We start from the raw sequence: 24,806 nt of genomic DNA, 5'->3' as shown, positions 1-24,806 counted from the left end.
CAAACATCTGATTTAACAGCCATACCAACCGTTTTGCAGGACACCCTACATGATTAATCATTTTCGCGTACTTGGGGTTAAAAATAACGCCAGCGATGACGATATTAAAAAAGCCTATAAGCGCCTGGCGAACCGCTACCACCCGGATAAACTGCTGGGGCTGAGTGATGATGAAAAAGAGCTGGCTGCCAGCCAGTTACAACGGGTAAAGCAGGCGTATGATGTCCTGTCTGATCCGAAACAAAAGTCGGCTTTTATTAAAGATTTTAACAACGTAATTGTTACCGATCCCGCCGCCGCCATGCAGGAATTGTGGGATCAGTATTACTAAGTTGCTTGCTATTGTCAGCGGCATTACCAATACTTTTTATTAACGCTGGTTAACTCGATTAAGGTTATTACCTCCTTATGCCTGCAAAACTGAATTTAGCGCGCATTCGCGCCCTGCAAACCGATGCCAGAGAAAACATTGAATCTTACCTGGATCCGGAAACCCCGAAAGCGCTGGAGCAATACACGGCGAAAATGAAAGCCGTTTTGCTGCGTGACCCGCAGTTGCTGGAGTCGTTGCCGGAGTATCTGCCGGTTGCCTTATATGGCAGGGTTAAGTTTGTACCCACCGCCAAAGCGAAATGGCAGCATTGGCTCAGCACCGGCATGGCACCAGAGTGGGATGAATTTAAAACCTCTGCCGCCTTTAATAATGCTGATATTGAGTTGGTAAAAGCCATTCGCGCTTTCTCAGAGCCGCTGCTGATTGAAAGCTGCGCGGTGCTGTTTTTAATGGAACATGGCGATGCCATCAACAAGAGCAACCCACCAGGCCAGGGCCCGGTATCGGTGGATGATGACGAGAACGAGCAGTCAGCTGAAGACGATTTCAGCGCTGATGGCTATGACAGTGGCAGCGACGATTATGACGGTGACAATTATAACGATGATGAATCTGACGAGCCCGGCTATGACAATCAGTATGATGACATTCGCTTTAACAGAGAGAAACCTGAATGACCAATTTAATTGAAATTGCGGTTGCCGAAATTAAAGAGCTGGCGGTAATTGAGCCCAAACAGGCCAGCAAAAAGTTTGAGCTGATAGCTAATACCATGAGCGATGAGCAACTGGTTGAAGTCATTGAAAATATCGACATCGTCACGCTGACTCAAATGAACAGCCAGCACGATATTTCGTTTCCATCCATTATCTCTGAGTTGATGAGTCCCGAGCGGATCCGCGATATCGTTTGCCAGCAACCGCTGTACTGGGAAGAAAAAATTAAAAACAATGCTGATGAACTGCAGCAGCATACCTTCGACTTTTTAACTTACCTTATCCGCACGCAGGATAGCGAAGAGAAACAAGCCGAAATTCTGGAATGCGTAGCTGACGATCCTGCCGGTTTGTTCTATTTATCTATTCCTTTTATTGAATTGTACCGCGGCGAAGCAGTTACCGATGACGATGGCCTGCACGATATGCTGCACGATGAAGAGGAAGACTTAGAAGAGGCGGTGCGCTATACCGAGCGGCAGATGAATGAAGATGCCCATGGCCTGGGCATTGACGACCCGCGCAGTTTACTGGCACTTATCCGACAGTTAGCGCCACAGGTTGAGCAAGCGATTAAAGCCCTTATCCGCAACGAAAACTCGGGGTGGGAAGGCATTATTAATAAGTTTGCCACCGAGCTGGTGATGCAGGCAAAAGAGAAAAATCAGGCAACGGATGAATTTGCTGAAGTCGACGACATGTTCAGTTTTCTTGATTAACCCCGTAGTTAAAGGATAAGCCCAATGCAGTTAATGGTTCGTGACGGTAGTACCGGCCCCTTTTTGAGCCAGGTTATTAACAATGCCCTTGCCGCAGAGCAGTTAAGCTCTGCCCAGCTCATGCAAATTAAAAGCAAAGCCGTGCTGATGAGCCTAAAATTTGCCGATAAGTTTTATAATAAATACAAAATGCATTTGCTGGAACAGGCTGCCCATGACGTTATCGGTGTGGTTAGTCTCGGCTTACTGGAGCTGGCCGATAAAGATCCGCAACGTGCACTGGCCCTGTTGCTGGCGCCGGAAGGGTTGGTAAAACCGTTTCAGAAAGGTTGGAGCATGCTAAGCACCGTTAGCCGGGTTAGCAGCGGCAAGTCGTTGTACGGTGACGTGGAAGAGCAGCTACTGCAGCAGCTTTCCAGCCCCCCTGATGCTGAAGACTGGCCTGGCTGGCAGCACTATCAGCAAGCCTTAACCGAACACCGGCGCAGCCAGTCGATGCAGCTGTTACAACAACAGTTTTATGCCCGTAGCCAGTTTGATGAGTTTGAACATTTCAGCCTGGAAGAAGTGTTGGCCGAAGTGGTATTTTATCGCGCCCTGACCGGCGGCGACAAAGTCCGGCAGGATTTAAAAAAACGGCTTTGCCAGATAAAGTTGCAACCGCATTGGTTTAACGACACCTTTTTTACCTTGCAAACGGAAGCAACGCTGGCCGAATTACCCGCCGCCAACGCCGAGGCAATCCGCCATGATTTAGGCCAGCATTTTGTACCTGCCCTTTTAAGGACGTTGCAGTTTGCTAAAGATTATCAAACGATGGCAAAACAGGATGCCTCACCAGAAAAACTTGATGCTTTTGAAGGTAAGCAAGGTTTAACCAACCCACTGCTGGGCTGGCCGCAGTATCTGGAGCTTTAATTGTTAAAAGCGTTACCTGGCTGCGGTTATTTAAGAAATAATAGACGAATTTAGCGGGTCGCATGCCCACTTAATTAAGTTGGCATGCTGCAGGTTGGGCGACTTGCTGCGGCGCACTTAAAAACACGGCTAAATCTTTGTCGACACAATCAAGTCGGCCATGTACACCATGCGACAACGGATAAACCCTTAGCTGGCTCCGACTAAAAAATGGCATTTGCTGTTTTACATCCTCTAACGGCGTCACAGTATCCAGAATACCCTGTAAGAACAGAGTAGGAATTGACGTAAGCGTTTGCTTTACCATTATCTCATTGCCACTGTTACCCGGGCCAAATACGGGACAAAGTGACGCCGGCCATTGGTAGGCACTAAGGCCTGCATCGCGAAGAAATCCTTCAGGTAACTCAGAGAATGACTGTTTCAGTTTTATATAGTCCATAAAGGGGACTTCATCAAAGCACAAGTGACTCGCCATGCTTACCACAGAAAAGTCATTATCCTTGATATAAGAAACATAGCTGTCAACATACTCGTAAAAGGGCGACACGTTACCTTGCTCTAGTGCAGTGACAATCTGCGGCAGTTCCCTGTAAATGGCATTGTCGTAAGCTGCCCATGCTAATAAGTTTAAAAACATCTCCCCCGACAATTGAACGGGAATGTTCATGCCGAAGAATCCACTGGGTATCGAAACAGTCAAAGGTTGCAGATCTAATTTCTCAGCCAGTTGCCATAACCGCTCGGGGAAATCCGGCAGAGGCTCAGTGCATGCGTCGTCAAATTGACAATAGTTTTCAAGTTGCTGAAAAGTGGCCATAAAGCGTCCAGCAGGATTCTCCACATTCTTTACAGCTGGAAACGCCGGACTATCCAGGATCAATGTCTCGACATGCTCCGGAGCTTCATTTGTATAGAGCAGCGCATATACTGCTCCATAAGATACGCCGAAAAGACTCCACTGCTCCAATTGCAACGCTTGTTGCAGTAATTTTAAATCCTCAACAACTGACTTGCTGTTATATTGCGCCACATCAACGCCCTGCTGTTGCAGCCTGGCAATGCATTCCCGCAATATCTGGTCTTCGACACTACTCTGCTCTGGTTGCAGCTGGCGCTGATTTAACTGTTGCAAACCATATGAAACAATTGATGGACAATCCAAACGGGGCTGTGCCATACCCGTCCCGCGGGGATCCATTAATAATAAATCCCGTCCCTGTCTCAACACTGAATGTTCAAAACCCTGCCACGTGAACTCTACCATTAGCTGATTCTGCAGCCACATCGCCGCGCCCGGCCCCCCCGCACCTAAATGGATTAGCGGCGGTTGCCGACTCTCGCCCGCAAAACTTTTAAAATGAATAATCGGAAATGAAATCAACCGGGCATTTTGCTGATGATTTTCCGGCACATACATTTTGTAGCAATAGGTCTGTGGCCAATCTGACTGCGGGGTAAACCAGCAGGGTAATTTAACCAAACCAACCTTTGCTTTAACCGGCTCCATTGAGGGGGATGACGCAGAAAAATATAACCAACTTAACCCAGCTAATAAGCAAATACCCAAACTAATCCTGACAAAATTTCCCGACAACAATGCGATCATCCTTTTGATATCAACCGACACTTTTTACCTCAGCGCCCAACGTAACAGCCGGCTGTAAACCCACTGTTTTGGTGACCGCACCTCGCTAAGTCCCATACGGGATAGCGCCTCAGGTGCAGCAGGGCCGCCGGCAATAAGCGCCCTGAGCATTCGCCATTTGGAATAGTTAAGCTGTTTCAGCCGTTGCAAAGCCGCTATCAGCTGCTGTTCCACCGGGGTAAAATCGCTGCCAAAAGGATAACTGACTATGTTACCTGCTGCGTGAAGTGCAGCTAAGCGCAATGCCAGACTGGCCGGCGTATTTGTCGCTGCTGCAGCAGGAATAGTCCAGCTGGCTGCCAGCTTACCGGCGGCCACTGCTTTGCTGGTAAGCATTGGCTGAAACCGGCTATCACTAATACAAATAAGGGCTTTAATACACTCCTCATCGGTGGCGCCACGCAAATCGGCAATGCCGTATTCCGTTACGACGATATCCCGCAAGTGGCGCGGAATAGTGCAATGCGGGTATTCCCAGACAATAGTGGATGTGGTTTTGCCAGCATGTTGCCGGGTGCTTCGCAGCATCAGGACTGAGCGGCCATCACGCATGGCATGCGCCATCGCAACGAAGTTGTATTGGCCGCCAACCCCGGACACCAGTTGATGATCTTTCAGGCCATCCGAGGTTGCGGCACCGGTCAGGCTTACCATCATGCAGGTATTAATAAAGCGGGCCTTTTGCCGCTGTAATTTTTCCAGCACCGGGTTACCACCGTACAGCTGGTTGATCCGACCCACAGAATTCATCCGAAAACGTGGCTGCTCCTGTTCGTTCAATTGCCGCAACCAGTGGTAAAACTCGGCAGTGCCCAGAAAAAAGGCGGCTTCCAGCAAGGCACCACGACCTTTCACAGCTGCCAGCCCGGCCATATCTCCGTCATTGGCCTGGCGCTGCAACGCTTCATCTTCAAATACTTCCCGTTTCAGGATCCCGGCTTGATACAAGTGCATAAAACCATCGAGAAACATTTCACTGGCGCCGTACAGTCCGCGGCTAAATTGGTCATGGCCCCCAATGGCCTTAATAACTGCCTGTCCGGGCAAGGCCTGGTCAAAATAACGGCGATAAAGCGCATTGTGCTGCTGGCGCTGCAACAAGCTGTGCACCAGCGCATCGCTCAGTGAGCCAATGCCAAGTTGCAGGGTCCCACCGTCGGCTACCAGCGCACTGGCATTCATCCCGACACAATAATCCTGAGTTGATACAGGACCGCGGGGCAGCGCAAACAAACGCTGCTGCGGATCAAGGTCAATAATCTGCTGAAAAAACGCTTCATCAACCACTGCATCTCCCGCCATAAATGGCAGGTCCGGGTGAACCTGAGCCAGCATCAGACATGTTTTATCAGACCGATGGCGCAATTCTTCTACCAGATCCAACGTAACGTCCGGGTTGCAGCTAAGACTATATTGCCAGCCAGAGTCGGTTGGCCGCCGAGCAACCAGTTGCAGGATCAGATTAACGCCCCTGTCAGCCAGATCTCTGGCAACATGCGTATAGTTGCTCGACACATAGTGGCGCTGCGCTTGTGCATTGCCAAGCATGCTGCCCGATTGAAAATAGAACTCAGCAATCGTCACATTGGCCGGTAGCTGCTGCGCAGCCAGCGCATCGACATACGCCAGCCGCGGATAGTCATCACCAAAATGACGTTGGACAAATGGGTCCAGAAAACGCGCTTCCAGTTCACTGCCAGCGACTGGCGGATTAAGGGACAAAGCAGTGAAAATATCCAGCCGGATATTCTTGTCCTGACACGCCCGTTGATAAAACGCATTGATCAGGCGGTTAGGTTTACCTAAACCAAGGGGCAACCCCAGGATCACATGCTGGCCAATTTGCGCTAACACCTGATCAACGATACGCTCATAATCCATATTACTCATTGCGGTACCTTAATCTCCGTATGCTGGCCAAAAACCATTAGATCACGGTGTTACGCCGGGCCCAAATTGCAAATAACGAGGCACTGCCAAACATCAGCAGGCTATAGACGCTGGGCGCTATCGACATCGCTGAACTTTGCAAAATACCAGTGGTAATTAACAGCGCCAGGGTGCCGTTTTGCAGGCCCACTTCCAGACAAATAGTGCGCGCCTGGCGCTCCTGCTGCAACAGCCATTTGCCCAGCAAATAACCGAGCAGCATCGTTGTCAGATTAAGCAGTAGTGCTGCCGGGCCGGCTTTAGCAATATAGCGCCAAAGGTCATCACCTAAATCTATCGAAATGCTGACAATCAGCAACAGCAGCACAATAATAGAAAACCGGCTGATCACCGGCTCGGCTGCTTTAGCAAAAACCGGCCATTTCGCTCGCAGCGCCATGCCAACCAGCACGGGAAACACACTGACTATCATCAGGGTTAACCAGGTTTTTACTACCGGCAGCTGCAAGTGCGATTCAGCACCGCTGTAAAAACTGATGGCCCAGGCCGCGAGCAGCGGTATGGTAAAGGGGGTGATAAAGCCCACTACCGCGGTTAACGAAACCGATAAACCGACGTCGGCCTTACTCAGATAACTGTATAAGTTCGAGGTGGTACCACCTGGACACAGCGCCAGAATAAACAGGCCTATTGCCAGTTCAGCCTGTAAACTGAATAACGCTATCACGACAATAGCCGCCAGTGGCAACAGGAACAACTGCGCTAAGGCGCCAATGATAAAGCCTTTGGGAGCAGCAAAAACCCGGCGAAAATCTGCCAGGCGCAGGCTCATGCCGACGCCGGTCATAATCAGGATCAGCGCCAACGGTAAACCAATCTGAGTTAAAGCATTAAACATTGGCGTTCCTGTTTTTTAAAAACTGTACGTTACCCTAATATTGGTGGGCTGTCAGCCTCACGATAAGCCTGTTTTACACTGGGTGTCAGCCAGTGCCGTCGCTACCGCTTTGGCCGTTCTCTCGCCTGTCAGCACAGCCCCCCAACGCCGCAGCAATTCAAATCCAGCCAGACAGGCTGCAACCGCCAGCAGCGCCACCGCCATACCAGTCAGACCAAGTCGTTGCTGCTCCGAGTACAAGGTCCAGATAAACTGGCCGACACACAGCGTTGCCACTACCAGTAAGGTCGGCTTACGGCCAATTTTGGCGACAATAAATACCCCCAGCGGTGCGCCTATTGCCACCACCGGCGCCGCAGCCAACCAGTTTTCAAATACACCTGGTGCCAAACCCTGGCCTGAAACAGTTTTTACGATAACGCCCAGTACCGAAGTAAAGGCCATAATCACCACTGAGGTTGGAATAGCAATTTTTAAATCGGCGCGGCAGAGCAGCACCAGCGCGGTATACAGCACCATATCGATGCCCACGCCTGTCACCGCTGCTACCGTTGCCCCTGCCAGCAGGCCAATCCACAAGCCCAGTTTAAAATCCCAGCGCTCATCGAAGTCAGTTATGCCGGTATGGCCGGCAATTTCAGTTAAACGAAACAAATGCAGTAAACCAAAACTGGCCCAGACTACAGCAAACAGCAACTTAATCCACAGCTCAGGAATATAAGGCGCAATCAGGAAAATTCCGAAGGGGGTGCCAAGTAATGCGCCCAACATGGCACCCTTTAAGATGGCCCAGGCAAGCGGTTGGCGTCTGGCCAGAATAAAAATACTGGCACTGGTCATGCCGATAGACTGAATAGCAAAACTAAAATCACGGCCCAGGCTGGCCGGCAGTTCAAACAGCAGTACCAATACCGGAAAACCCACCGTGCCGCCGCCCATTGGCGTAGAGCCGGCGGCATAGCTGCCAATCGCCATAGCGACCGCCATCGGCCAGTGCGCTACTGCCGTCGGCCAATACCCCATCCCGGCCACTAAAAACAGCCACACCCCATAAAAACCTGCCAGCCACAGCAACCAAATCCATAACCTTTGCTTTAATACTGGCTTGGTTGGCAAGGGTGTGGTCATGCTGGATGTCCTTAGTCATTACGTTATTTTTCTGTTTGTATCAATATCGTTAAACCAATGCGTTCAAAGTAAGGTTTTTATTGCCCTGCCCAGCCCGTCCAGCGTTAGCGGATACATTCGTTTTGCCATTAACTGGTTAATCATCTCGATAGAATAATAGTGGCTCCACCACTGCTCTGGTTGCGGGTTCAGCCATACTGCTTTGGGATAGTGGCTCAACAAACGCTGCAACCACACTTTACCCGGTAACTCGTTAAAGTGCTCCACACTGCCGCCAGGATACTCTATTTCATAAGGGCCCATGGTGGCATCGCCGACAAATATCAGCTTATAGTCGCTGCCGTAGGTATGAACAATGTCGTCTACCTTTACCTGCTCGGTATAGCGACGTTTATTGTCGCGCCACACCCCTTCATACACACAGTTGTGAAAGTAGAAAAACTCCAGATGCTTAAACTCGGTTTTTACCGCGGCAAACAGTTTCTGACATTGCTCGATATGGTCATCCATTGAGCCACCGACATCAAAAAACACCAGCAGTTTAATGGCGTTGTGCCGTTCACGGATAAAGCGTAAATCCAGCCAGCCGGCCTGCTCAGACGTAGCCTGAATCGTGCCGTGCAAATCCAGCTCAGTTTCGGCACCGCTACGGGCGAATTTACGCAGTTGCTTCAGGGCCAGTTTAATGCTGCGGTTATTCAGCTCGCTGTCAGTATCTAAGTCTTTAAATTCGCGTTTATCCCATACTTTTACCGCCCGCCTGGCGCCACTGCCCTGCTGGCCAATCCGCACGCCCTCAGGGTTATAGCCATAAGCGCCAAAAGGTGAGGTACCGCCGGTGCCTATCCATTTATTGCCACCGGCATGCTTTTTCTGCTGCTCGGCTAAACGCTCCCGCAGGGTTTGCAGCAACTTATCCAGGCCACCCAGCGCCTGCAGCTTGGCTTTATCTTCGTCGCTTAACTTACGCAAAACCTCGGGTACCAGCCACTCGGGCGGAATACTGGCCGCGATATCCACCTCGGCTACGCCCTCAAAATAGTCAGCAAAGGCGCGGTCAAATTTATCGTACTGGGTTTCATCTTTTACCAGACACAGCCGTGATAACTGATAGAAGGCTTCAGTGTCGGCAAAGACCACCTGCTGCTTCAGCGCATTTAGTAAATCCAGCAGCTCGGTAATACTGGTTTTTAAGCCGTATTTGCGCAGGGTAAAAAAGAAATCAATTAGCATTGCCTATGGTCCTGGTGTAATCGAATCGCTGCGGCCCACAACACTTGCCCCGGCTCGTCGCAGCAACTCGCTCGGGCTTGCGCCCTCACTCAGACACTCTGCGCCGACCGAAACAAGGTTCTGGTCCTTCGCTAACTTCAATCGCAGAGTCGTTACTACTGAAAAGAACATACTTCTCAGCGCCCTTGCCGCTTGGCCAAAAATGCCAGTTTTTCAACCAGTGTTACGTCCTGCTCGTTTTTAAGCAAGGCACCAAACATCGGCATTAAGCCGCCTTTTTGCTGCTTGTCGGTTAATACTTCGGCCGGAATATCTTCGGCCAACAACAGCTTGAGCCAGTCTAACAACTCTGAAGTTGACGGCTTTTTCTTTAAACCCGGCAACTCGCGCAGCTCAAAGAATATCTCCAGAGCCGTGCTCAATAGTTGCTGCTGAATATTGGGGTAATGCACGGCAACAATATCGCGCAGCGTATCGGCGTCCGGGAAACGAATGTAATGAAAAAAACAGCGGCGTAAAAAGGCGTCAGGCAGCTCTTTTTCATTATTTGAGGTAATAATCACGATAGGCCGGTCTGTCGCCCGGATCTGCTCGCCGGTTTCATGTACGTAAAACGCCATCTGGTCCAATTCGTGCAATAAGTCATTGGGAAACTCAATATCCGCTTTGTCAATTTCGTCTATCAGCAGCACCGGGCGTTTGGCCGCGGTAAAGGCCTGCCATAACTTACCGGGCCGGATATAATTGCTGATATCCTGCACCTTATCGCTACCTAACTGGCTGTCACGCAGGCGGGATACTGCATCATATTCATACAGGCCATGCTGCGCCTTAGTGGTAGATTTGATATGCCATTGAATTAGTTGGGTATCCAGACTTTTCGCCAGCTCCTCGGCCAGCCGGGTTTTGCCTGTGCCAGGCTCGCCTTTAATCAGTAATGGTTTCTCAAGAGTTACCGCAGCATTTACAGCCAGCGCAAGTTCGGTTGATACGATATAATTGTCAGTACTTTCAAAGGCCATCAGGATCCTCGCCGGTCTTGGGTTCAGGTTAAAGTAAATGATATAAGTTATAGCCAAACGCTACTTCACCTTTTATACGGCTGGCGTATTCTTATAACCAAATTCTTTGTAATTGGAGCTTACTATGGCAAACGTATTTGCAGACCACTCATTGTCTATCGGCCGCACCCCTCTGGTCAAATTAAACCGGACCGTACCAGGCGGCGCCAATGTATACGCCAAAATTGAATCGCGTAATCCCAGCTTTAGTGTGAAATGCCGCTTAGGGGCAGCCCTGATTTGGGATGCCGAAAAACGCGGCGTGCTGACCAGCGATAAAGAAATTATCGAGCCCACCTCAGGTAATACCGGGATTGCCCTGGCATTTGTTGCAGCCAGCCGCGGTTACAAATTAACCCTGACCATGCCCGCTACCATGAGCCTGGAGCGGCGCAAGCTGTTAAAAGCCCTGGGCGCCAACTTAGTGCTGACTGAAGGTCCGAAAGGTATGAAAGGCGCCATTGAAAAAGCCCACGAGATTCTGGCGTCTGATCCGAACCGCTATGTATTGTTGCAGCAGTTCGAAAACCCGGCCAACCCGCAAATTCACGTCGATACCACCGGCCCGGAAATTTTTAACGACTTAGACGGTAAAGTAGATATTTTTATCGCTGGCGTTGGCACCGGGGGCACCATTACCGGGGTTAGCCGTTATTTAAAGCAGGTTAAAAACCTGCCGTTGCACAGCGTTGCCGTCGAACCGGTCGAGTCGCCGGTGATAAGCCAGGCCAAAGCTGGCGAAGAACTAAAGCCCGGACCGCATAAAATTCAGGGTATTGGTGCTGGCTTTATTCCGGGCAACCTGGATTTAGATCTGATTGATGAAGTCGAAACTGTCAGCAGCGACGATGCCATCGCCGCCACCCACCGCTTAATGCGCGAAGAAGGTATTCTGGCCGGTATTTCGTCAGGTGCCGCTTTAGTTGCCGCGCAACGCCAGGCCGCCAAGCCAGAGAATGCCGGTAAAAATATTGTGGTTATTCTGGCCAGTGCCGCAGAGCGTTACTTATCCAGCCCGTTGTTTGCTAACATTTTTACCGAGCAGGAACTGCAACCCTAAGTTCGCTGATACCATCGTTTAGGCCGCAATTTGCGGCCTTTTTACTTTACAGGGGTTAAAAAAAATTCCACACTGCTGGCTTAACTGCTAACAAAAGGTGGCTGCTGATGAAACTGCTAGGGTCGTTAATAATAAGCCTGTTTTTGCTTGGCGCTTGTGGAGAAAAGCCCAAAAGTAACGCCCACTGGGGCACACCTGAGCACATTGCTACCGAGTTTTTTCATGCCCTGTATAACGAAAAAGATTTGGAAAAAGCCAAAAGCCTCAGCACGGAAGAGTTTGCCGCCCTGCTTGATGCTTACGTGACACCGCGTCAGGTGGCCAGAACCTTAATGAATATGTCTTATGACACCGTGACAATTGAAGTTAATCGCAGCGGTCAGAACCTGCGCCAGCAGTATGATGATGATGCCAACGTTACCCTGGTTTTCAGCGGTGAGCATGACGGCAAACAGGTTGATAATTTGCGCACCGTCACTATGGTGAAACAAAGTGGTAGCTGGCTGGTCACAGCAGTAAAAGCCGATCCATTTAGCAGTACTGCCAGCTACTGACGGGCCAGTCACTGTTCAAAGTTGAACAGCAACCTTTATTTTTTAGTGAAAAAGGTTTGAAGTTGTTGCTGACAAGCGTCACTTTTTAACAGTTCGCCAAACACCTCAAGTTCAGTCGCAATCACTTTATCAGCTTTGCGCTTTATTTTACCGCGCAGTAAAGCCTTACTGTGCTGCACTGCTTCTGCTGGCAGTTTCGCCAGCGCGAGAGCTTTTTCTGCCGCAAAATCAAGCAACTTATCACTGGCTACCTGCTGATTAACCAGGCCCATCGCCTCGGCCTTGTCGGTATCAAACGCCTCTCCCAACAGCAAGTACTGGGCTGCACGCTGATAACCTACCAACTGTGGCAGCAATAAACTGGATGCGGCCTCGGGACACAACCCCAACTGACTGAATGGCATTTGAAACCGACAACCAGGTGCCGCATACACTAAATCGCAATGCAGCAAGGCGGTGGTACCGATGCCAATAGCCAAACCGGCGACGGCGGCGATGACAGGCTTGGTAAACGCATTAAGCTGATATAAAAATGCGACCGTCGGGTGATGAGCATTCAGTTCGCCCGCCGTTAGAAAATCCTGTAAGTCATTACCACTGGAAAAACAGCTGTCGGAACCTTGCAAAACAACTACTTTCACTGCCGGGTCCCGCTCTGCATGCTGCAACGCCTCGGTCAGCTGCTGATACATGACCAGACTCAGCGCATTTTTCTTATCCGGCCGCTCCAGGCTCAGGGTCATCACACCCGCCGGACTTTGGCTAACATTCACTGTCATTCTTTGTCTCTTATTTATCGGTTATTTACGAATTAATGACCGGCAGCGGTGCCTTCACGCCGCGGATCAGCAACACCTTCCAGTCCCTCAGCGGTTATTGCAACAGCATGAATGCCGGAATTCAGATCCTGCAGCCGCACCTGATAGCCCATGGCTTCGAGCTCTGGCGCCAATGCAGCCAATGGCGTACCGGCCTCCAACGCCAGATAATCATTACGATGGGTGAAGCGTGGTAAATTAATCGCCTGCTCCAGATTTAACTGCCAGTCCAGCACTGCTACCAGGTTTTGGGCGACATAATTAATAATCCTGCTGCCGCCCGGTGAGCCGGTCAGTAGCGTCAGGTTATTATCCTGGTCAAATACCATCATGGGTGCCATTGAACTGCGGGGCCGCTTGCCCCCTTCTACCCGGTTGGCGACCAGTTTTCCGTTCACTTCTGCGCGAAGACTGAAATCAGTTAACTGGTTATTCAGCAAATAGCCATTGACCATCAGGCCGGAGCCAAAGACATTTTCGATACTGGTCGTCATGCTTACCCCATTACCGTATTGATCGACCACTGACAGATGACTGGTATTTTCAAACTCTATTGCTGCGGCGTCAGCCAGCGGCTCAGTGCCATCGGGCTGTCCGGCAGCAACCGCTGCCAGGTTACGAGCCGGATTAATTAGCTTTGCCCGACTTGCCAGGTAGGCCGGGTCCAGCAGGCCCGCAACCGGGACCGGGCTAAAATCAGCATCCGCCAGGAAACGCTCTCTGTCGGCAAAAGCCAGCCGGGCAGCCTGACTGATCAGATGCACCGCCTCTACCGAACCAGGCTGCAGTTTCGCCAGGTCAAATCCTGACAATATCCCCAGTATCTGTAACACCGCTATGCCGCCTGAGCTCGGCGGTGCCATGCCACATACCTGATACTGCCGGTAAGGTTGACACAAAACCTCCCGCTCAACCGCCTGATAGTTGCGCAGGTCCTCCAGCGATATTGCTCCGGGATTAGTTGCCGCGCTGCGCACGGTTTTTACCAATGCTTCGGCGTTCTCGCCCTGATAGAAAGCGACAACACCGTCTTTAGCTATCGCTCTGAGTAATTTGCCGTACTCCGGATTAGTGATGGTCTTGCCTGCGGCTAACGCCTGGCCATCGGGATAAAAATAATCTTTTGCCGGTGCCAGGGTTTTAACCCCCTGATTCCAGCCCATTGCCAGATGCTTTGCCATTCGCGGTGTGACTGTAAAACCTTGTTCGGCAGCCGTGATAGCATCATCAAATAATGCTGGCCACGGCAAGCGGCCATATTGCTGATGCGCCATGGCCAAAGCTTTCAGGACCCCTGGCACGCCAACCGACTTGCCACCCACATAAGCGGCCCGCCAGTCAAGCGGCTTACCATTATGACTAAACAAGTCAGCGCCGGCTGTTGCCGGTGCCTGTTCACGGCCATCAAAACTGGTTAAACGCTGGCTTGCTTTATGCCAGTGTAAGATAAAGGCACCGCCCCCTATGCCTGAACTTTGCGGTTCTACCAGGCCCAGCATAAGTTGGGTGGCGATAGCCGCATCAACTGCACTGCCGCCCTTGGCCAGAATGCGCTGCCCTGCTGCAACTGCCAGCGGGTGCGCTGCAGCAACCATGGCGTGTTTGCTGCGAACCAGTTGCTGCTCAGTTAAACCTGTAGTTGCTTCCGGCTCACGGACTTCCTGCTGCGGCACGCTCTGTTGCAGCAGCATGCTGGCAATAGCCGTCTGACTGCTCAGCAGGACACTAACGTTGATTAAAAACAGATAAAACAGCTTCATATCTTGCTCTCTCTATGCGCAGCATTACACCCTAACCAGAAGAGGCTAGCAGATCAAGCGAGATTGGCGGCATATCTGATGGTTAAATGAAATACTGCTTGATATCGCCAGCAAATTAGTTTGGGATAGCGCTACTTTTAACTGCTGTTTTGCAGATCCGATCCAGGATCCTAACCGGGCCGTTATGCCGACTTTATTTGTTTCTAACCGCAGCTACGTCCCTTTTTGCTGCTTGCTGCTGCTGGCAGTACTGATGTTTATGTTGCCAGCAGCCGTGCAGCAACTTTTTGCTTTTCAAAGGTCAGCGCTGGCAGACGGTGAGCTCTGGCGTTTAGTCACCGGCCATTTGCTGCATTCCAACTTCTATCATTTGCTGTTAAATGGCGGCGGCTTACTGGTTATAATGTTGCTGCATGCCAGCTATCAGCGGCAATTAGCGTTGATTTGGCAGTTGCTGTTCAGCGCGGTAGTGATCAGCAGCCTGATGTACTGGCTGCAACCTGATATACAGCGTTACGTCGGGTTATCCGGGGTACTACATGCTTTACTGTTTTTCGGGGCGCTACTGGATATAAAAACCGGCAAAACAGGGGGGGTGTTGCTGACACTGGGCATTCTGGCCAAAATTGGCTACGAGCAGTACCAGGGGCCCGACGCTGAACTGGGCCAACTAATCAGCGCAACCGTGGCCATAGAGGCTCATTTGTACGGGGTGATCAGTGGAGTGCTGCTATTTGGTCTGTTAATAGTAAAAAACCGGTTTGCAGGCAACAGCCGCAACTAAGAGCATCAGCTCTGCGCCAGTCGGGCACGTGCCTGCTCTACCACCGCTTTAAATAGATGACGCTGACGCCGGATAAAAATTAAAAACTCCGGATGCCATTGCACTCCCAGCACAAAATCCCGGTCCGGATCTGCCACCGCCTGGACGATATTGTCCAAATCACGGCCGACAATCTGCAAGTTGTCACCCAGCTGATTTATTGCCTGATTATGTAAACTATTAATCCGTGCTGTGTCACACTGGAAAATTTGTTTTAAAGCTGAATTCTGCCTGGTCAGACACAAGGTTTTCAAAGGCAGTATTGTCCAGCGCTGTGATGTACGCCGGCGCTGCTCTGTTAATTGCTGAAACAAACTGCCACCCCGGCTGACGTTCAGCAGTTGGGCACCGCGACAAATACCCAGCAATGGAATGTGCGCGGTGTCAGCCCGCTTGATAACCGCCATTTCCAGTTTGTCTCGCGCCGGATCATAGTTCGGATGCACCTCCGACGTTGCCGCATACAGCACCGGGTCGACATCATGCCCCCCGGTTATCACCACACCATCAAAATGCGCGGTTGCCAGGTCGCTTGATGGTCTTAATTGTAAGGGTGCAGCACCATACCAACGCACGGCTAGCGCTACCAGCAACCGGGGCCCGAATGCACCCCGTTCGGGTCCGGTTATCGCTATTACCGGCTTAACCATGTTTGCTCGACCCGAGTTATCCAGGATGTCGTGGTACTATTCAGTTTTGCCAGATGCTGCTGGTATGCTGTCATGCAATCGGTCAGACGCTGATGATCCGCAGCCAGTAGCTCTACCTCTGCCCAGCCATCCCAGGCATGTTGCAAATTCCAGTCCTGCCGATGAATTTCACAGCTGGGCAGCCGGTAATGAAATGTCGGCCTGGCTTTAATTAATTTGTCAGCCGTTACCGCTCTGACCCTTTGTTTATCTAAATGCAAAAATAATGGCAGGCAATCCAGTGCCCGGTTGCGGGTAGGATTAAATTGAAGATAATCGTCTATCAGCGCATTAAGTTCCGGCTGATAATGTTTGTCAGTAATTTTTCGCTGATACGCCTTTGGATAGGGTTCAATAAACGAGGTCAGACTGCGGACCACATCAATTTGCTCACGATGACGTAGCCAGTCCTGTAAACAAATAAATGCCTGAATGATGTTTAATAAAACCGCGACGTCAGCTGATGGAATTTCCGGATTAAGCTGTAACCCAAACGCATAGTGGAGTGACTCAGACGAACCTTTTGCCCCTTGTTTATGCAGCAGGGTTATCAGGTCGGCAACTTCGTTCAGTCGTGCAAAAGCTAAAGGGGGCGTAACGAGCTCAAGGGGCACCACTTTCTTGGCTACCGCCGCCAGCATGGTTTCCAGCGACTCCTGCAAATTATCGGTTAACGAGTCTGAGTCAAACTGTTGCTCGCCCATTTTGGTCAAACGCTGAAAATCCAGCTCTACCAGCCAGTCGCCGGCCTTATCACCAGTCAGTTTGTAGCGATAGCGGCCATCTGCTTGTACCTTTAGCTTTAGCTGCTTTGCAACTAGCTGAGCGACATCAGACAGCTCCAGACCACTGAATTCTATTTCAATGCCAAAACGTCGTGGTTTATTAGCATAACTGCTTTGCCAGGGTAACGCTTGTAACTGTGGCCGACTGGACAAATACACCTCAGACTCAACAATTTAACCTCAGCCTAAGGGAGCAACCCGGCCATGTCAAATGGTGCACTTGTTGCAGCAATAATGGCTGGTTTAGGGTAAACTTGCGGCGTACTTTCTCAGAAAGGGGTTATGTTGAAATCCATTTTTCATTCAAGCTGGCCGTTATTCCTCGGGGTTGCCATGGTTGGTATGACGACCGGACTGCAAAATACCCTGCTGTCTTTACGGGCTGAACTGGAAGGCTTTGCCAGTGTCAGTATCGGCCTGATACTCGCTGGTTATTTTATTGGTTTTTTACTGGGCTCTATCCGGGCGCCGAAAATGATTATGCGGGTGGGCCATATCCGGGCCTTTGCCGCATTGGCAGCAATGGCCTCTATCAGTATCCTGCTGCATGCAATCTGGGTCAATACCTATGCCTGGTTTGTGCTGAGGCTGTTGTCAGGTTTTTGTTTTTCCGCCATTTTTGTGATTGCTGAAAGCTGGGTCAACGACAAAGCTGATAATCAAAACCGCGGTACCCTGCTGTCAGTGTATGTCTCAATGTTATTTGGTGGTATTGGTCTGGGCCAGTTTTTAATTACCGTGGGCGACCCGCGGGATTTTATCCAGTTTACCCTGGTATCGGTGCTAATCAGTGCGGCTGTCATTCCGCTGCTTATAACTAAAACCCCGGCGCCGACATTTCAGCAAGCCGAAAAGATGCCGGTAAATCAGTTACTGAAGATGGTGCCGCTGGGCGTACTGGGCTGTTTTATTCTGCAGTTTGGTTATGCCTCGATGTTTGGTTTTGGCCCCGTTTATTTTTCCCGCCTGGGGTTATCACTGCTGCATATTGCCAGCCTGATGGCGATATTTATTTTCGGTTGCCTCTGTATGCAGTTTCAACTGGGTAAATTATCTGATCGCTTCGACCGCAAACTGATTATGACGGTGTGTGGTTTTGGCGCCAGCACCCTGGCGATATGGCTGGCCCAGCTGACCGCGGCCAGTGGCTGGCAGCTTTATCTGGCCTGCTATCTGTTCGGCGCACTGTTCCTGCCACTGTACTCGATGGCGATTGCCCATACCAATGACCATTTGGCAAAACGACAAATGGTGGCAGCCAGCAGCGTGCTAATCCGTGCCAACGGTTTAGGTGCTATTGGTGGCCTGGTACTGTCCGGATTATTACTGGATAAGTTTGGCAGTGCGGTATTTTTTTACTTTATAGGCCTGCTACCCGCTATTGTTGCGTTAATGGCGTTTTATCATTATTGCTTCCAGCGCCCGACCAGCCAGCGGCCACACTCCAACGCTGTGTCACCCACTCAGGTAACCCAAACCATGATTAATAATGCACTGAATGATGATTAGCATGTGGCATATTGCAATTTTGCGCCAACCCCGTTAGCGTGACGTTATTCAGGCAGTAGCTAGCAGTAATTGTCTTGGTAAAAAGAGAAAAAATGTTCAGAAGGATTTTTTGTTTAGTTACAGTATTGCTGTTAAGCCTCAAAGGCCTGGCATTTGCTGAGGCCATCCCAAAATCCGTGACACCTGCAGCTGTTCAACACGTTTTTCGCCTATCACCAGATAATGATTTAAGTCAGGGCAATGTTTTTAAACTGGCGTTAGATCAGCATAATAAACTCTGGCTGGCTAACGAAGATGGTCTCGACAGCTATGATGGCTATCGGGTTAATCCCATTCGTTTTGGTTTGCTGGCGGAAACGACTTCAATTGAAGATTTTATGTTTGTCCGGCCCGGTGTTATGCATTTGGCCTCTGCCGACCATGGTTTGTTGCAGCTTGATTTGCACGACAACAGCATTACACCATTGCAACAAATTGACGAAAATGTGTCAGATAAATACAGCCAGATGATCTATGTTATCAGGCAAGATAAAACCGGAAACATGATTTATGCAAACTTAAACACTGTCTTTCAGCTTCATAACGAACAACTTGTAAGCGTGTTTACCTTACCAAGTGATGATATTTATACCCATTTTATTTGGGACATATTGCAAGTTGGCGACCATATTTATATTGCCAGTAGTGAGCAACTCTGGCGTCTGAATTTAGCCACGGGCAAATACCAGCAAATTCATTTTTTAACAGGCAATCCTTCTGCCAAACAACGTGAGAATATATCTTTACACGTAAACCAGCACTTTCTCTATGTTGGTACAAGAGCGGGATTGCACAGGATTGCTATAGAAGACCTAGACGCACCTTTTAATGATGCAGCGTTGCAGGTTGTCAGTGAGAAAGTAATAGCCGATGCAACTTTCTGGTTGATAAAACCAGCGCCACAAGGCGGTTTAATGTTGGCAAGCAGTAAAGGCTTACTGCATTTAGCAGACGACTCAACCTTAAATACCTTGTTCCAACCCTCCCAGACCCCTCAGCCACATTATGACGACACCGTCTACGACTTTGCTGAAGATGAGTATGGAAACTTCTGGCTGGCAATACGGGGGGATGGCGCTTACTATTGGCAACCAAGGCAACAACGATTTACCAACATTGGTATTGAGCAGCAACTAAGCCACCCAATTATATCTAGCCTGTTAAGTGACAATGATGTGCTGTGGGCCGGCAGTCAGAATGGTTTAAACCGAATTAAGCTGGCTAACCATCAAGTTAGCCACTATCTGGTTAATGTTGATCCGAATGCTGATGGTTACAACGCTACCATCAATCATATATTGCCTGGCAACGAAAACCGGCTTTGGTTAATGACAGATGAAAACATCCGGCTATTTAACCGAAAAACGCTGCAGGAAGAATATGTTAAAAGCCCCGAGGTTGCCGCGCAATTGGCAGAGCTTCCTTACAGCATGGCAGCAGATAGGCGGGGCAATTTATTTTTAAATAACGACAATGGATTTTTCAGGATCAGTGCGGATGGTGCTGACATTCGCCCCTTATCTGTGCTGAATGAAGCCGCAAAAAAAGTAAGTTACAGCAGTATTTACTCCATTGATCCTCTAAACATTAACTCACTTATTATCAGTTTTGATGCTGCAATCTGGCGTTATAATTTTGAAACAACGCAACTGCAATTACTCTATCAGTTACCTGAGGGTATGCAACGCGAATCCAGCTATCTTGAGAGCATGGTAGTTCTCGGCGATAGTATTTGGTTGCTTTTTTATCAACAAGCGCTGGTAGAACTAGACAGCGAGACATTAGCAGTAAAACAGCAAAAATTCCGCGACGACTTACCGGCTTATTCGCTGTATGCTATGCAGGCCGACCACCTGGGATATTTATGGCTGAGCAGCCACCGTGGTCTATGGCGTTACAATATCGATGCAGATAACTTCAGACAATTTACTGTTCTCGATGGGTTGGTAGGCAATGAGTTCAACGGCATGGTGCACGCGACGCTGCCTGATGGCAAATTAGCTTTTGGCTCTATGAAAGGTGTAACCTTATTTGACCCTGCTCAGTTTACTCACCATCAAAATAAGGTAAGAGAACTTGCAGTCAGTCATCTGAGTCTGATGTCTAGAAAACTCCCCGACGTACTGCAACCGCAACACAAAGCACGAGTAGAGCTGGATCATCAGGATTATGGCTTACAAATTTACTTATCTACCTTTAGCTACAAGCAACAAAACCAAACCCGCTACCGCTTTGAACTGAGCGGACCGTCAGCCATTCCGGCGTTTAGCAGTCATCAGCCCACTCTACTACTGCCAAAGTTAAAAACAGGCCGGCACCTGTTGACAGTGACAGCGTTCGACCCGCTAAAAGAACAATATACTGAACCAGCATATGTTGAAATTGTGGTGAAAGCTGCGCCGTGGCTCAGTGGCCTTGCTAAAAGCTTCTATGTACTGCTGTTACTGTCTGCTATTGGCTACTGGTTCTACCGTCGCCAGCAGCAACGCCTGCTGCTGTTAAATCACAACCAGCAACTACAGCAATCGGAACAACGCCTGATGCTGGCGCTTGAAACCGCAGATAGCAATATCTGGCAATGGCAGGCAGAGGACGATCGTCTATTTCATCAGGCACGTCTGACGCTGCTGGGCGCCGACCAACCAGATAACGGCATCCATTTCAGAGAGTATGTTGAGCTGATCCACCCTGACGATCGCACTGATTATCAGCGCAACTGGCTGGAACTGATACAACAGGAAACAGAGCAATTTGACCTGATTTACCGGGTTAAGGATCAACAAGACAATTGGCTGTGGTTTAAAGATGTCGGTAAGGTTACTCAGCCGGGTATAACCTGCGCTAAGCAAATAACTGGCATTTATACTAATATCACCGCCCGCAAGTTAACCGAGCAAGCGCTGACACAGCTAACACACCATGACAGTTTGACGGGGCTGCCAAACCGCAAAATGTTATTAGCGTTATTAACAGATGCCCTGCAGTCGCAATCTGTTGTAGCAGTATGTTTTATTGACCTTAACCGGTTTAAACAAATAAATGACTCTTACGGCCATGAGGCCGGTGACCAGGTGTTACAGGTCATTGCCGGCCGGTTACAAAACCTGCAGCGAACAAATGATTTGCTGGCACACCTTGGCAGTGACGAATTTGTTCTGGTATTGACCCTGCAACAGACAGCCCAACTGGCAGAGCTTCTGCAACGGGTCCTGCAGCAACTGGAACAACCTGTGCAACTGGACAACAATTTGCTCAGTATCAGCTGTAGCATCGGGGTCAGCCGCTATCCGGCAGATAGCAATGATGCCGCTGAATTGCTGAAACAAGCCGACATCGCGATGTATCACGCCAAAAATCAGAGCCATCAGCCGTTTCTGCTTTATCAGAACACCATGCAACAGTTAGCCTTGCATAATCTGACCCTGGAACACCAGTTCAGACAAGCGCTGGCAGCTGAGCAACTGCAAAATTATTACCAACCGGTGGTTGATATCCAACGTGGTGAAGTTGTCAGTATTGAGCTCCTGCTGCGCTGGAATAACAACGGCAACATGATACCACCAGACCAGTTTATCTTACTGGCCGAACAGTTAGGCCTGATTGACCAGTTAACCTGGCAATCTCTGCGCCAGGCGTTGTCTGATTTGCAACAGCTCGATGCGGCCGGTCACTCGCTGGCATTATCAGTAAATTTATCAGCGGTGCAGTTATGCAGTGCTAATTTAGCCTGCCAACTTCAGGCGTTACTGGCGGGAAAACCGGAATTGTTACCGAGGATAAAACTGGAAATTACCGAAAGTGCCATTATGACTAACCGCAAGGTAGCGATTGACACCATGCATCAGCTAAAAGATGCCGGTTTCAGCTTGTATCTTGACGATTTTGGTACCGGCCATTCGTCGCTGACATATCTGCAGGAATTTCCGATAGATTTGATAAAAATTGACCGGCGTTTTATCCGCGACTTAATACCGACAAAACCGCATGCCATTTTAGATACCATCCTGACCCTGGCAGATAATCTGGCCCTTGATTGTATTGCAGAAGGCGTTGAAACGCTTGACCAGTTAGATTATCTGCAACAGCGTCATTGTCAGTTAATTCAGGGCTATTTGTTTGCCAGGCCAATGCCTGTCAACCTGCTTCAGCCCTATCTGGATGACGCCAGGGCCACTATTGCTGCCATACTGCAGCGCTTGCACTAAGGCGCCAAACCAGATAGCTGGCATATTCGGCGCTGAGTTTACTGTATAAATCATAGTTACTCAGATTAACGGTGAACATGCAGTTCCAGCTGCAATTAAGCGGCCGGAAAGTCTGACTACTGACGGTGCTGATCCCGGCATTCAGCTGATGATATTCAATTAGTTTGCTAACCCGCCAGCCATGAAAGTCACTGGTAATAAATTGCAGCTGTTGCCGCTGACTCAACCGCTGACTCAAACTACTGAACTCCTGATACGTGTTGTCACCGGCGTCAAAGCAATCAATTACCAGCGGCTGTTGCTGCTGACTTAGCAGATAATCCTGATAAGGCTGACAGTAGCGCGTGGTAATAATCACCGGCTCACTCTGGCCACCCAGGATCTGGCTCAGCCGATCCAGCCTGGCGCGGGCACACGCCGGTAAGGTTGCTGCAGAGCCGCCACACCCCAATACCACATAAGTACTGTTACTTTGTGGCAGACTGCTCCCGCCAATCTGTGCAGCATAGTGGCTGCGAACCATATTGGCAAAATAAGTGTTGCCGGCCAGATAAAAGCCCAGCAATAGCAGCCACAGGCCTTTTTTCCGGTAAACAATACAGGCCACAAGCAAAGCATAAAGAAAAATATTCTGTGGATACAGAAAAGGTTCAAGTAAATCTTTCATCAGGTCCCCGTGCTATTGCTGATTTGCCGACTGTTACCGACGTCGCTAAATGTGTATTGAATACAGCCGCATTAGCCAATGCCCAGGGTAACCAGAGCATACCCGACGTCACAACATGCCCTGCCATCATCGCTACTCCCAGCAATAATACATTAATAAACAACACCGTTGCGGCCAACGGACTGAGCGGCAACTGAGCCAGGCTGTTGTAAAAAAACCGGCCAAATGTCAGGCTGAAAATGAGTACCCCCGCCATGCCGTAAAATACCGTTAAGTCGAACAGGTCAATTTCAATAAAGTACTTTTTCAATAGCACACTAACTCCGGCGACTCCGACCCCGAATAGACGGTGGATAAACGCGTAGTGCTGTTCAGTTTGCTGCCAGATTATGGTTAAGTATAAATCGCGCGATGACAGTAAAATCCCCAGTATGCCGCGCTGTTGATAAGCATAGGCCAGCTTATCGTATAAGCCGGCGGCGCGTAACAATGGCTCAGCATACCAGACACAAATCAGTAAGCCGGCTAGCGCCAGCAGCAGGCAAGCCAATAGCTGTCGGTAATACTGCCGGTAAAAGCCGGGTTTCGCCGCCAGTAATGGTATTAACAATACCAACAGCAGACATCCCAGCAACCCGGTTTTGGTCAGCAGCAACATGGCGCTGCCCACGCTTAACAGGCTAATCAACACATAACGGGCTTTGCGCTCTGGCCAGCAACGCCATAATAACCAGCCACTGACCACCAGTAACACTGCAGCCAGTTCATTAGTTGAATAGAAAAAACCTTTTAGCCCTAAAAATGGCTGTTCAACATTGTCCATTGGCTGATAAGCCGTGTAGCCAAAACCCGCTAAACCTAATGCCAGGTTAAGCAAAATAACCAGATAACTCAGCAGCATCAACCGATCGGCCATCACCAGAAATGCGCCCGGATAGCGCCGGCAAAACTGCAGCAAAAAACTGAACGCCAGTAGCGGTGCCAGTGCCTTAACCAGTAACGGCACTTCACTGGCAATAAAATCAGTCGCTCCGCGCCCAGCAAGGGTGGGGATAGTCAAATAGCTGTATGCCGGTCCGCCCAGTCCCAGCACCAGCAAACCCAGCAACAATAGCAGGCTTTTATTACGCCAGAGGATCAGTTGCCACACCAACAAGCTCAGCAACAAGGTCTTAAAAAATAATGACCACGGCAGTGCCGCCGATGACTGCTGCAGCGCCCCGCTGATACTGTCGATCAACAAAAACCAGGGTGCCAGATAAAACACCAGCAAAGCCGGCCAGCTGTCTGGCGCTAGCTGAGGTTTATCGGGGATAAGGCCCGCTCCGAGTGACGTCAAAAACAACGCTGAG

At 49.7% G+C, this 24,806-nt stretch carries 21 protein-coding genes; 9 read left to right on the top strand and 12 right to left on the bottom strand.

The genetic code is table 11. The annotated features are described in order from the left end of the window. The first annotated feature begins 49 nt into the window (after nt 1-49). The 4 genes from KG631_RS17840 (at nt 50) to KG631_RS17825 (ending at nt 2,687) form a co-directional block, all read left to right on the top strand. Nucleotides 50-331, top strand: a complete 282-nt coding sequence (locus KG631_RS17840; RefSeq protein WP_214000984.1) for a DnaJ domain-containing protein — start codon at nt 50-52, stop codon at nt 329-331. 77 nt (nt 332-408) lie between these two features. Continuing rightward, nucleotides 409-1,011, top strand: coding sequence for a hypothetical protein (locus KG631_RS17835; protein ID WP_214000983.1), 603 nt, complete (start codon nt 409-411; stop codon nt 1,009-1,011). Further along, the gene (locus tag KG631_RS17830; protein WP_214000982.1) at nt 1,008-1,769 is read left to right on the top strand and encodes a hypothetical protein; all 762 of its coding nucleotides are present in this window, start codon (nt 1,008-1,010) and stop codon (nt 1,767-1,769) included. Before KG631_RS17835 ends, KG631_RS17830 begins: the two co-directional genes overlap by 4 nt. Before the next feature lie 24 nt (nt 1,770-1,793). Then, a complete protein-coding gene (locus KG631_RS17825; protein ID WP_214000981.1) occupies nt 1,794-2,687 on the top strand; it encodes a hypothetical protein in 894 nt (297 codons plus the stop codon). A gap of 70 nt (nt 2,688-2,757) precedes the next feature. Here KG631_RS17825 and KG631_RS17820 read toward each other — a convergent pair whose 3' ends face one another. The 6 genes from KG631_RS17820 to KG631_RS17795 form a co-directional block, all read right to left on the bottom strand. Next, nucleotides 2,758-3,954, bottom strand: a complete 1,197-nt coding sequence (locus tag KG631_RS17820; RefSeq protein WP_301003994.1) for an alpha/beta fold hydrolase — start codon at nt 3,952-3,954, stop codon at nt 2,758-2,760. 366 nt (nt 3,955-4,320) lie between these two features. Then, on the bottom strand, nt 4,321-6,225 hold the full coding sequence (locus tag KG631_RS17815) for an acetyl-CoA hydrolase/transferase C-terminal domain-containing protein (protein WP_214000979.1): 1,905 nt from the start codon (nt 6,223-6,225) through the stop codon (nt 4,321-4,323). Nucleotides 6,226-6,262: 37 nt separating this feature from the next. Further along, on the bottom strand, nt 6,263-7,123 hold the full coding sequence (locus KG631_RS17810; protein ID WP_214000978.1) for a bile acid:sodium symporter family protein: 861 nt from the start codon (nt 7,121-7,123) through the stop codon (nt 6,263-6,265). A 57-nt stretch (nt 7,124-7,180) separates the two neighbouring features. Then, nucleotides 7,181-8,251 carry a sulfite exporter TauE/SafE family protein gene (locus tag KG631_RS17805; protein ID WP_214000977.1) on the bottom strand — a complete coding sequence of 357 codons (1,071 nt, stop codon included), beginning with the start codon at nt 8,249-8,251 and terminating at the stop codon, nt 7,181-7,183. Between the two features lie 63 nt (nt 8,252-8,314). Continuing rightward, nucleotides 8,315-9,484, bottom strand: a complete 1,170-nt coding sequence (locus KG631_RS17800) for a VWA domain-containing protein (protein ID WP_214000976.1) — start codon at nt 9,482-9,484, stop codon at nt 8,315-8,317. Nucleotides 9,485-9,660: 176 nt separating this feature from the next. Continuing rightward, nucleotides 9,661-10,506, bottom strand: coding sequence for a MoxR family ATPase (locus tag KG631_RS17795; protein ID WP_214000975.1), 846 nt, complete (start codon nt 10,504-10,506; stop codon nt 9,661-9,663). A gap of 124 nt (nt 10,507-10,630) precedes the next feature. Between KG631_RS17795 and cysK the strand changes: the two genes are divergently transcribed. After that, complete coding sequence (gene cysK / locus KG631_RS17790) at nt 10,631-11,605, top strand: cysteine synthase A (protein ID WP_214000974.1); 975 nt, start codon at nt 10,631-10,633, stop codon at nt 11,603-11,605. A 107-nt stretch (nt 11,606-11,712) separates the two neighbouring features. Continuing rightward, on the top strand, nt 11,713-12,159 hold the full coding sequence (locus KG631_RS17785) for a hypothetical protein (RefSeq protein WP_214000973.1): 447 nt from the start codon (nt 11,713-11,715) through the stop codon (nt 12,157-12,159). 35 nt (nt 12,160-12,194) lie between these two features. On the opposite strand, the gene KG631_RS17780 is transcribed toward KG631_RS17785, so the two are convergent. Together KG631_RS17780 and ggt are read right to left on the bottom strand one after the other, a co-directional pair. After that, nucleotides 12,195-12,938 (bottom strand): enoyl-CoA hydratase-related protein, encoded by a 744-nt coding sequence (locus tag KG631_RS17780; protein WP_214000972.1) that lies wholly within the window; start codon nt 12,936-12,938, stop codon nt 12,195-12,197. 32 nt (nt 12,939-12,970) lie between these two features. Beyond that, complete coding sequence (gene ggt, locus KG631_RS17775) at nt 12,971-14,737, bottom strand: gamma-glutamyltransferase (RefSeq protein WP_214000971.1); 1,767 nt, start codon at nt 14,735-14,737, stop codon at nt 12,971-12,973. Nucleotides 14,738-14,921: 184 nt separating this feature from the next. Here ggt and rrtA point away from each other — a divergent pair, with 184 nt between their 5' ends. Next, nucleotides 14,922-15,521: a rhombosortase gene (gene rrtA / locus KG631_RS17770; RefSeq protein ID WP_214000970.1), complete on the top strand. Its 600-nt coding sequence runs from the start codon at nt 14,922-14,924 to the stop codon at nt 15,519-15,521. 5 nt (nt 15,522-15,526) lie between these two features. Here rrtA and KG631_RS17765 read toward each other — a convergent pair whose 3' ends face one another. Next, nucleotides 15,527-16,210 carry a gamma-glutamyl-gamma-aminobutyrate hydrolase family protein gene (locus KG631_RS17765; RefSeq protein ID WP_214000969.1) on the bottom strand — a complete coding sequence of 228 codons (684 nt, stop codon included), beginning with the start codon at nt 16,208-16,210 and terminating at the stop codon, nt 15,527-15,529. Continuing rightward, nucleotides 16,195-17,193, bottom strand: coding sequence for an amidoligase family protein (locus tag KG631_RS17760; protein WP_214000968.1), 999 nt, complete (start codon nt 17,191-17,193; stop codon nt 16,195-16,197). Before KG631_RS17760 ends, KG631_RS17765 begins: the two co-directional genes overlap by 16 nt. Before the next feature lie 123 nt (nt 17,194-17,316). On the opposite strand from KG631_RS17760, the gene KG631_RS17755 reads away from it, so the two are divergent. Both KG631_RS17755 and KG631_RS17750 read left to right on the top strand, forming a co-directional pair. Next, the gene (locus tag KG631_RS17755; RefSeq protein ID WP_214000967.1) at nt 17,317-18,543 is read left to right on the top strand and encodes an MFS transporter; all 1,227 of its coding nucleotides are present in this window, start codon (nt 17,317-17,319) and stop codon (nt 18,541-18,543) included. A 92-nt stretch (nt 18,544-18,635) separates the two neighbouring features. Continuing rightward, the gene (locus tag KG631_RS17750) at nt 18,636-22,787 is read left to right on the top strand and encodes an EAL domain-containing protein (RefSeq protein ID WP_214000966.1); all 4,152 of its coding nucleotides are present in this window, start codon (nt 18,636-18,638) and stop codon (nt 22,785-22,787) included. Here the strand turns inward: KG631_RS17750 and KG631_RS17745 are convergent. Both KG631_RS17745 and KG631_RS17740 read right to left on the bottom strand, forming a co-directional pair. Continuing rightward, complete coding sequence (locus tag KG631_RS17745) at nt 22,756-23,454, bottom strand: hypothetical protein (protein WP_214000965.1); 699 nt, start codon at nt 23,452-23,454, stop codon at nt 22,756-22,758. The genes KG631_RS17750 and KG631_RS17745 overlap by 32 nt on opposite strands. Continuing rightward, complete coding sequence (locus KG631_RS17740; protein WP_214000964.1) at nt 23,438-24,793, bottom strand: O-antigen ligase family protein; 1,356 nt, start codon at nt 24,791-24,793, stop codon at nt 23,438-23,440. Before KG631_RS17740 ends, KG631_RS17745 begins: the two co-directional genes overlap by 17 nt. Nucleotides 24,794-24,806 lie beyond the last annotated feature (13 nt).

The organism is Arsukibacterium sp., assembly GCF_018402695.1.
GTDB lineage: Bacteria > Pseudomonadota > Gammaproteobacteria > Enterobacterales > Alteromonadaceae > Alishewanella.
Note: the sequence above shows the minus strand (reverse complement) of the source record. Positions and strands in the feature narration are given on the sequence as shown.

What these genes read in the sequence shown, in the direction of transcription:
- KG631_RS17745 (WP_214000965.1), bottom strand. Translation starts at nt 23,454, where the DNA reads ATGAAAGATTTACTTGAACCTTTTCTGTATCCACAGAATATTTTTCTT.
- KG631_RS17785 (WP_214000973.1), top strand. Translation starts at nt 11,713, where the DNA reads ATGAAACTGCTAGGGTCGTTAATAATAAGCCTGTTTTTGCTTGGCGCT.
- KG631_RS17780 (WP_214000972.1), bottom strand. Translation starts at nt 12,938, where the DNA reads ATGACAGTGAATGTTAGCCAAAGTCCGGCGGGTGTGATGACCCTGAGC.
- KG631_RS17795 (WP_214000975.1), bottom strand. Translation starts at nt 10,506, where the DNA reads ATGGCCTTTGAAAGTACTGACAATTATATCGTATCAACCGAACTTGCG.
- rrtA (WP_214000970.1), top strand. Translation starts at nt 14,922, where the DNA reads ATGCCGACTTTATTTGTTTCTAACCGCAGCTACGTCCCTTTTTGCTGC.
- KG631_RS17805 (WP_214000977.1), bottom strand. Translation starts at nt 8,251, where the DNA reads ATGACCACACCCTTGCCAACCAAGCCAGTATTAAAGCAAAGGTTATGG.
- KG631_RS17755 (WP_214000967.1), top strand. Translation starts at nt 17,317, where the DNA reads ATGTTGAAATCCATTTTTCATTCAAGCTGGCCGTTATTCCTCGGGGTT.
- KG631_RS17840 (WP_214000984.1), top strand. Translation starts at nt 50, where the DNA reads ATGATTAATCATTTTCGCGTACTTGGGGTTAAAAATAACGCCAGCGAT.
- KG631_RS17830 (WP_214000982.1), top strand. Translation starts at nt 1,008, where the DNA reads ATGACCAATTTAATTGAAATTGCGGTTGCCGAAATTAAAGAGCTGGCG.
- ggt (WP_214000971.1), bottom strand. Translation starts at nt 14,737, where the DNA reads ATGAAGCTGTTTTATCTGTTTTTAATCAACGTTAGTGTCCTGCTGAGC.
- KG631_RS17815 (WP_214000979.1), bottom strand. Translation starts at nt 6,225, where the DNA reads ATGAGTAATATGGATTATGAGCGTATCGTTGATCAGGTGTTAGCGCAA.
- KG631_RS17810 (WP_214000978.1), bottom strand. Translation starts at nt 7,123, where the DNA reads ATGTTTAATGCTTTAACTCAGATTGGTTTACCGTTGGCGCTGATCCTG.
- KG631_RS17765 (WP_214000969.1), bottom strand. Translation starts at nt 16,210, where the DNA reads ATGGTTAAGCCGGTAATAGCGATAACCGGACCCGAACGGGGTGCATTC.
- KG631_RS17835 (WP_214000983.1), top strand. Translation starts at nt 409, where the DNA reads ATGCCTGCAAAACTGAATTTAGCGCGCATTCGCGCCCTGCAAACCGAT.
- KG631_RS17825 (WP_214000981.1), top strand. Translation starts at nt 1,794, where the DNA reads ATGCAGTTAATGGTTCGTGACGGTAGTACCGGCCCCTTTTTGAGCCAG.
- cysK (WP_214000974.1), top strand. Translation starts at nt 10,631, where the DNA reads ATGGCAAACGTATTTGCAGACCACTCATTGTCTATCGGCCGCACCCCT.
- KG631_RS17820 (WP_301003994.1), bottom strand. Translation starts at nt 3,954, where the DNA reads ATGGTAGAGTTCACGTGGCAGGGTTTTGAACATTCAGTGTTGAGACAG.
- KG631_RS17750 (WP_214000966.1), top strand. Translation starts at nt 18,636, where the DNA reads ATGTTCAGAAGGATTTTTTGTTTAGTTACAGTATTGCTGTTAAGCCTC.
- KG631_RS17800 (WP_214000976.1), bottom strand. Translation starts at nt 9,484, where the DNA reads ATGCTAATTGATTTCTTTTTTACCCTGCGCAAATACGGCTTAAAAACC.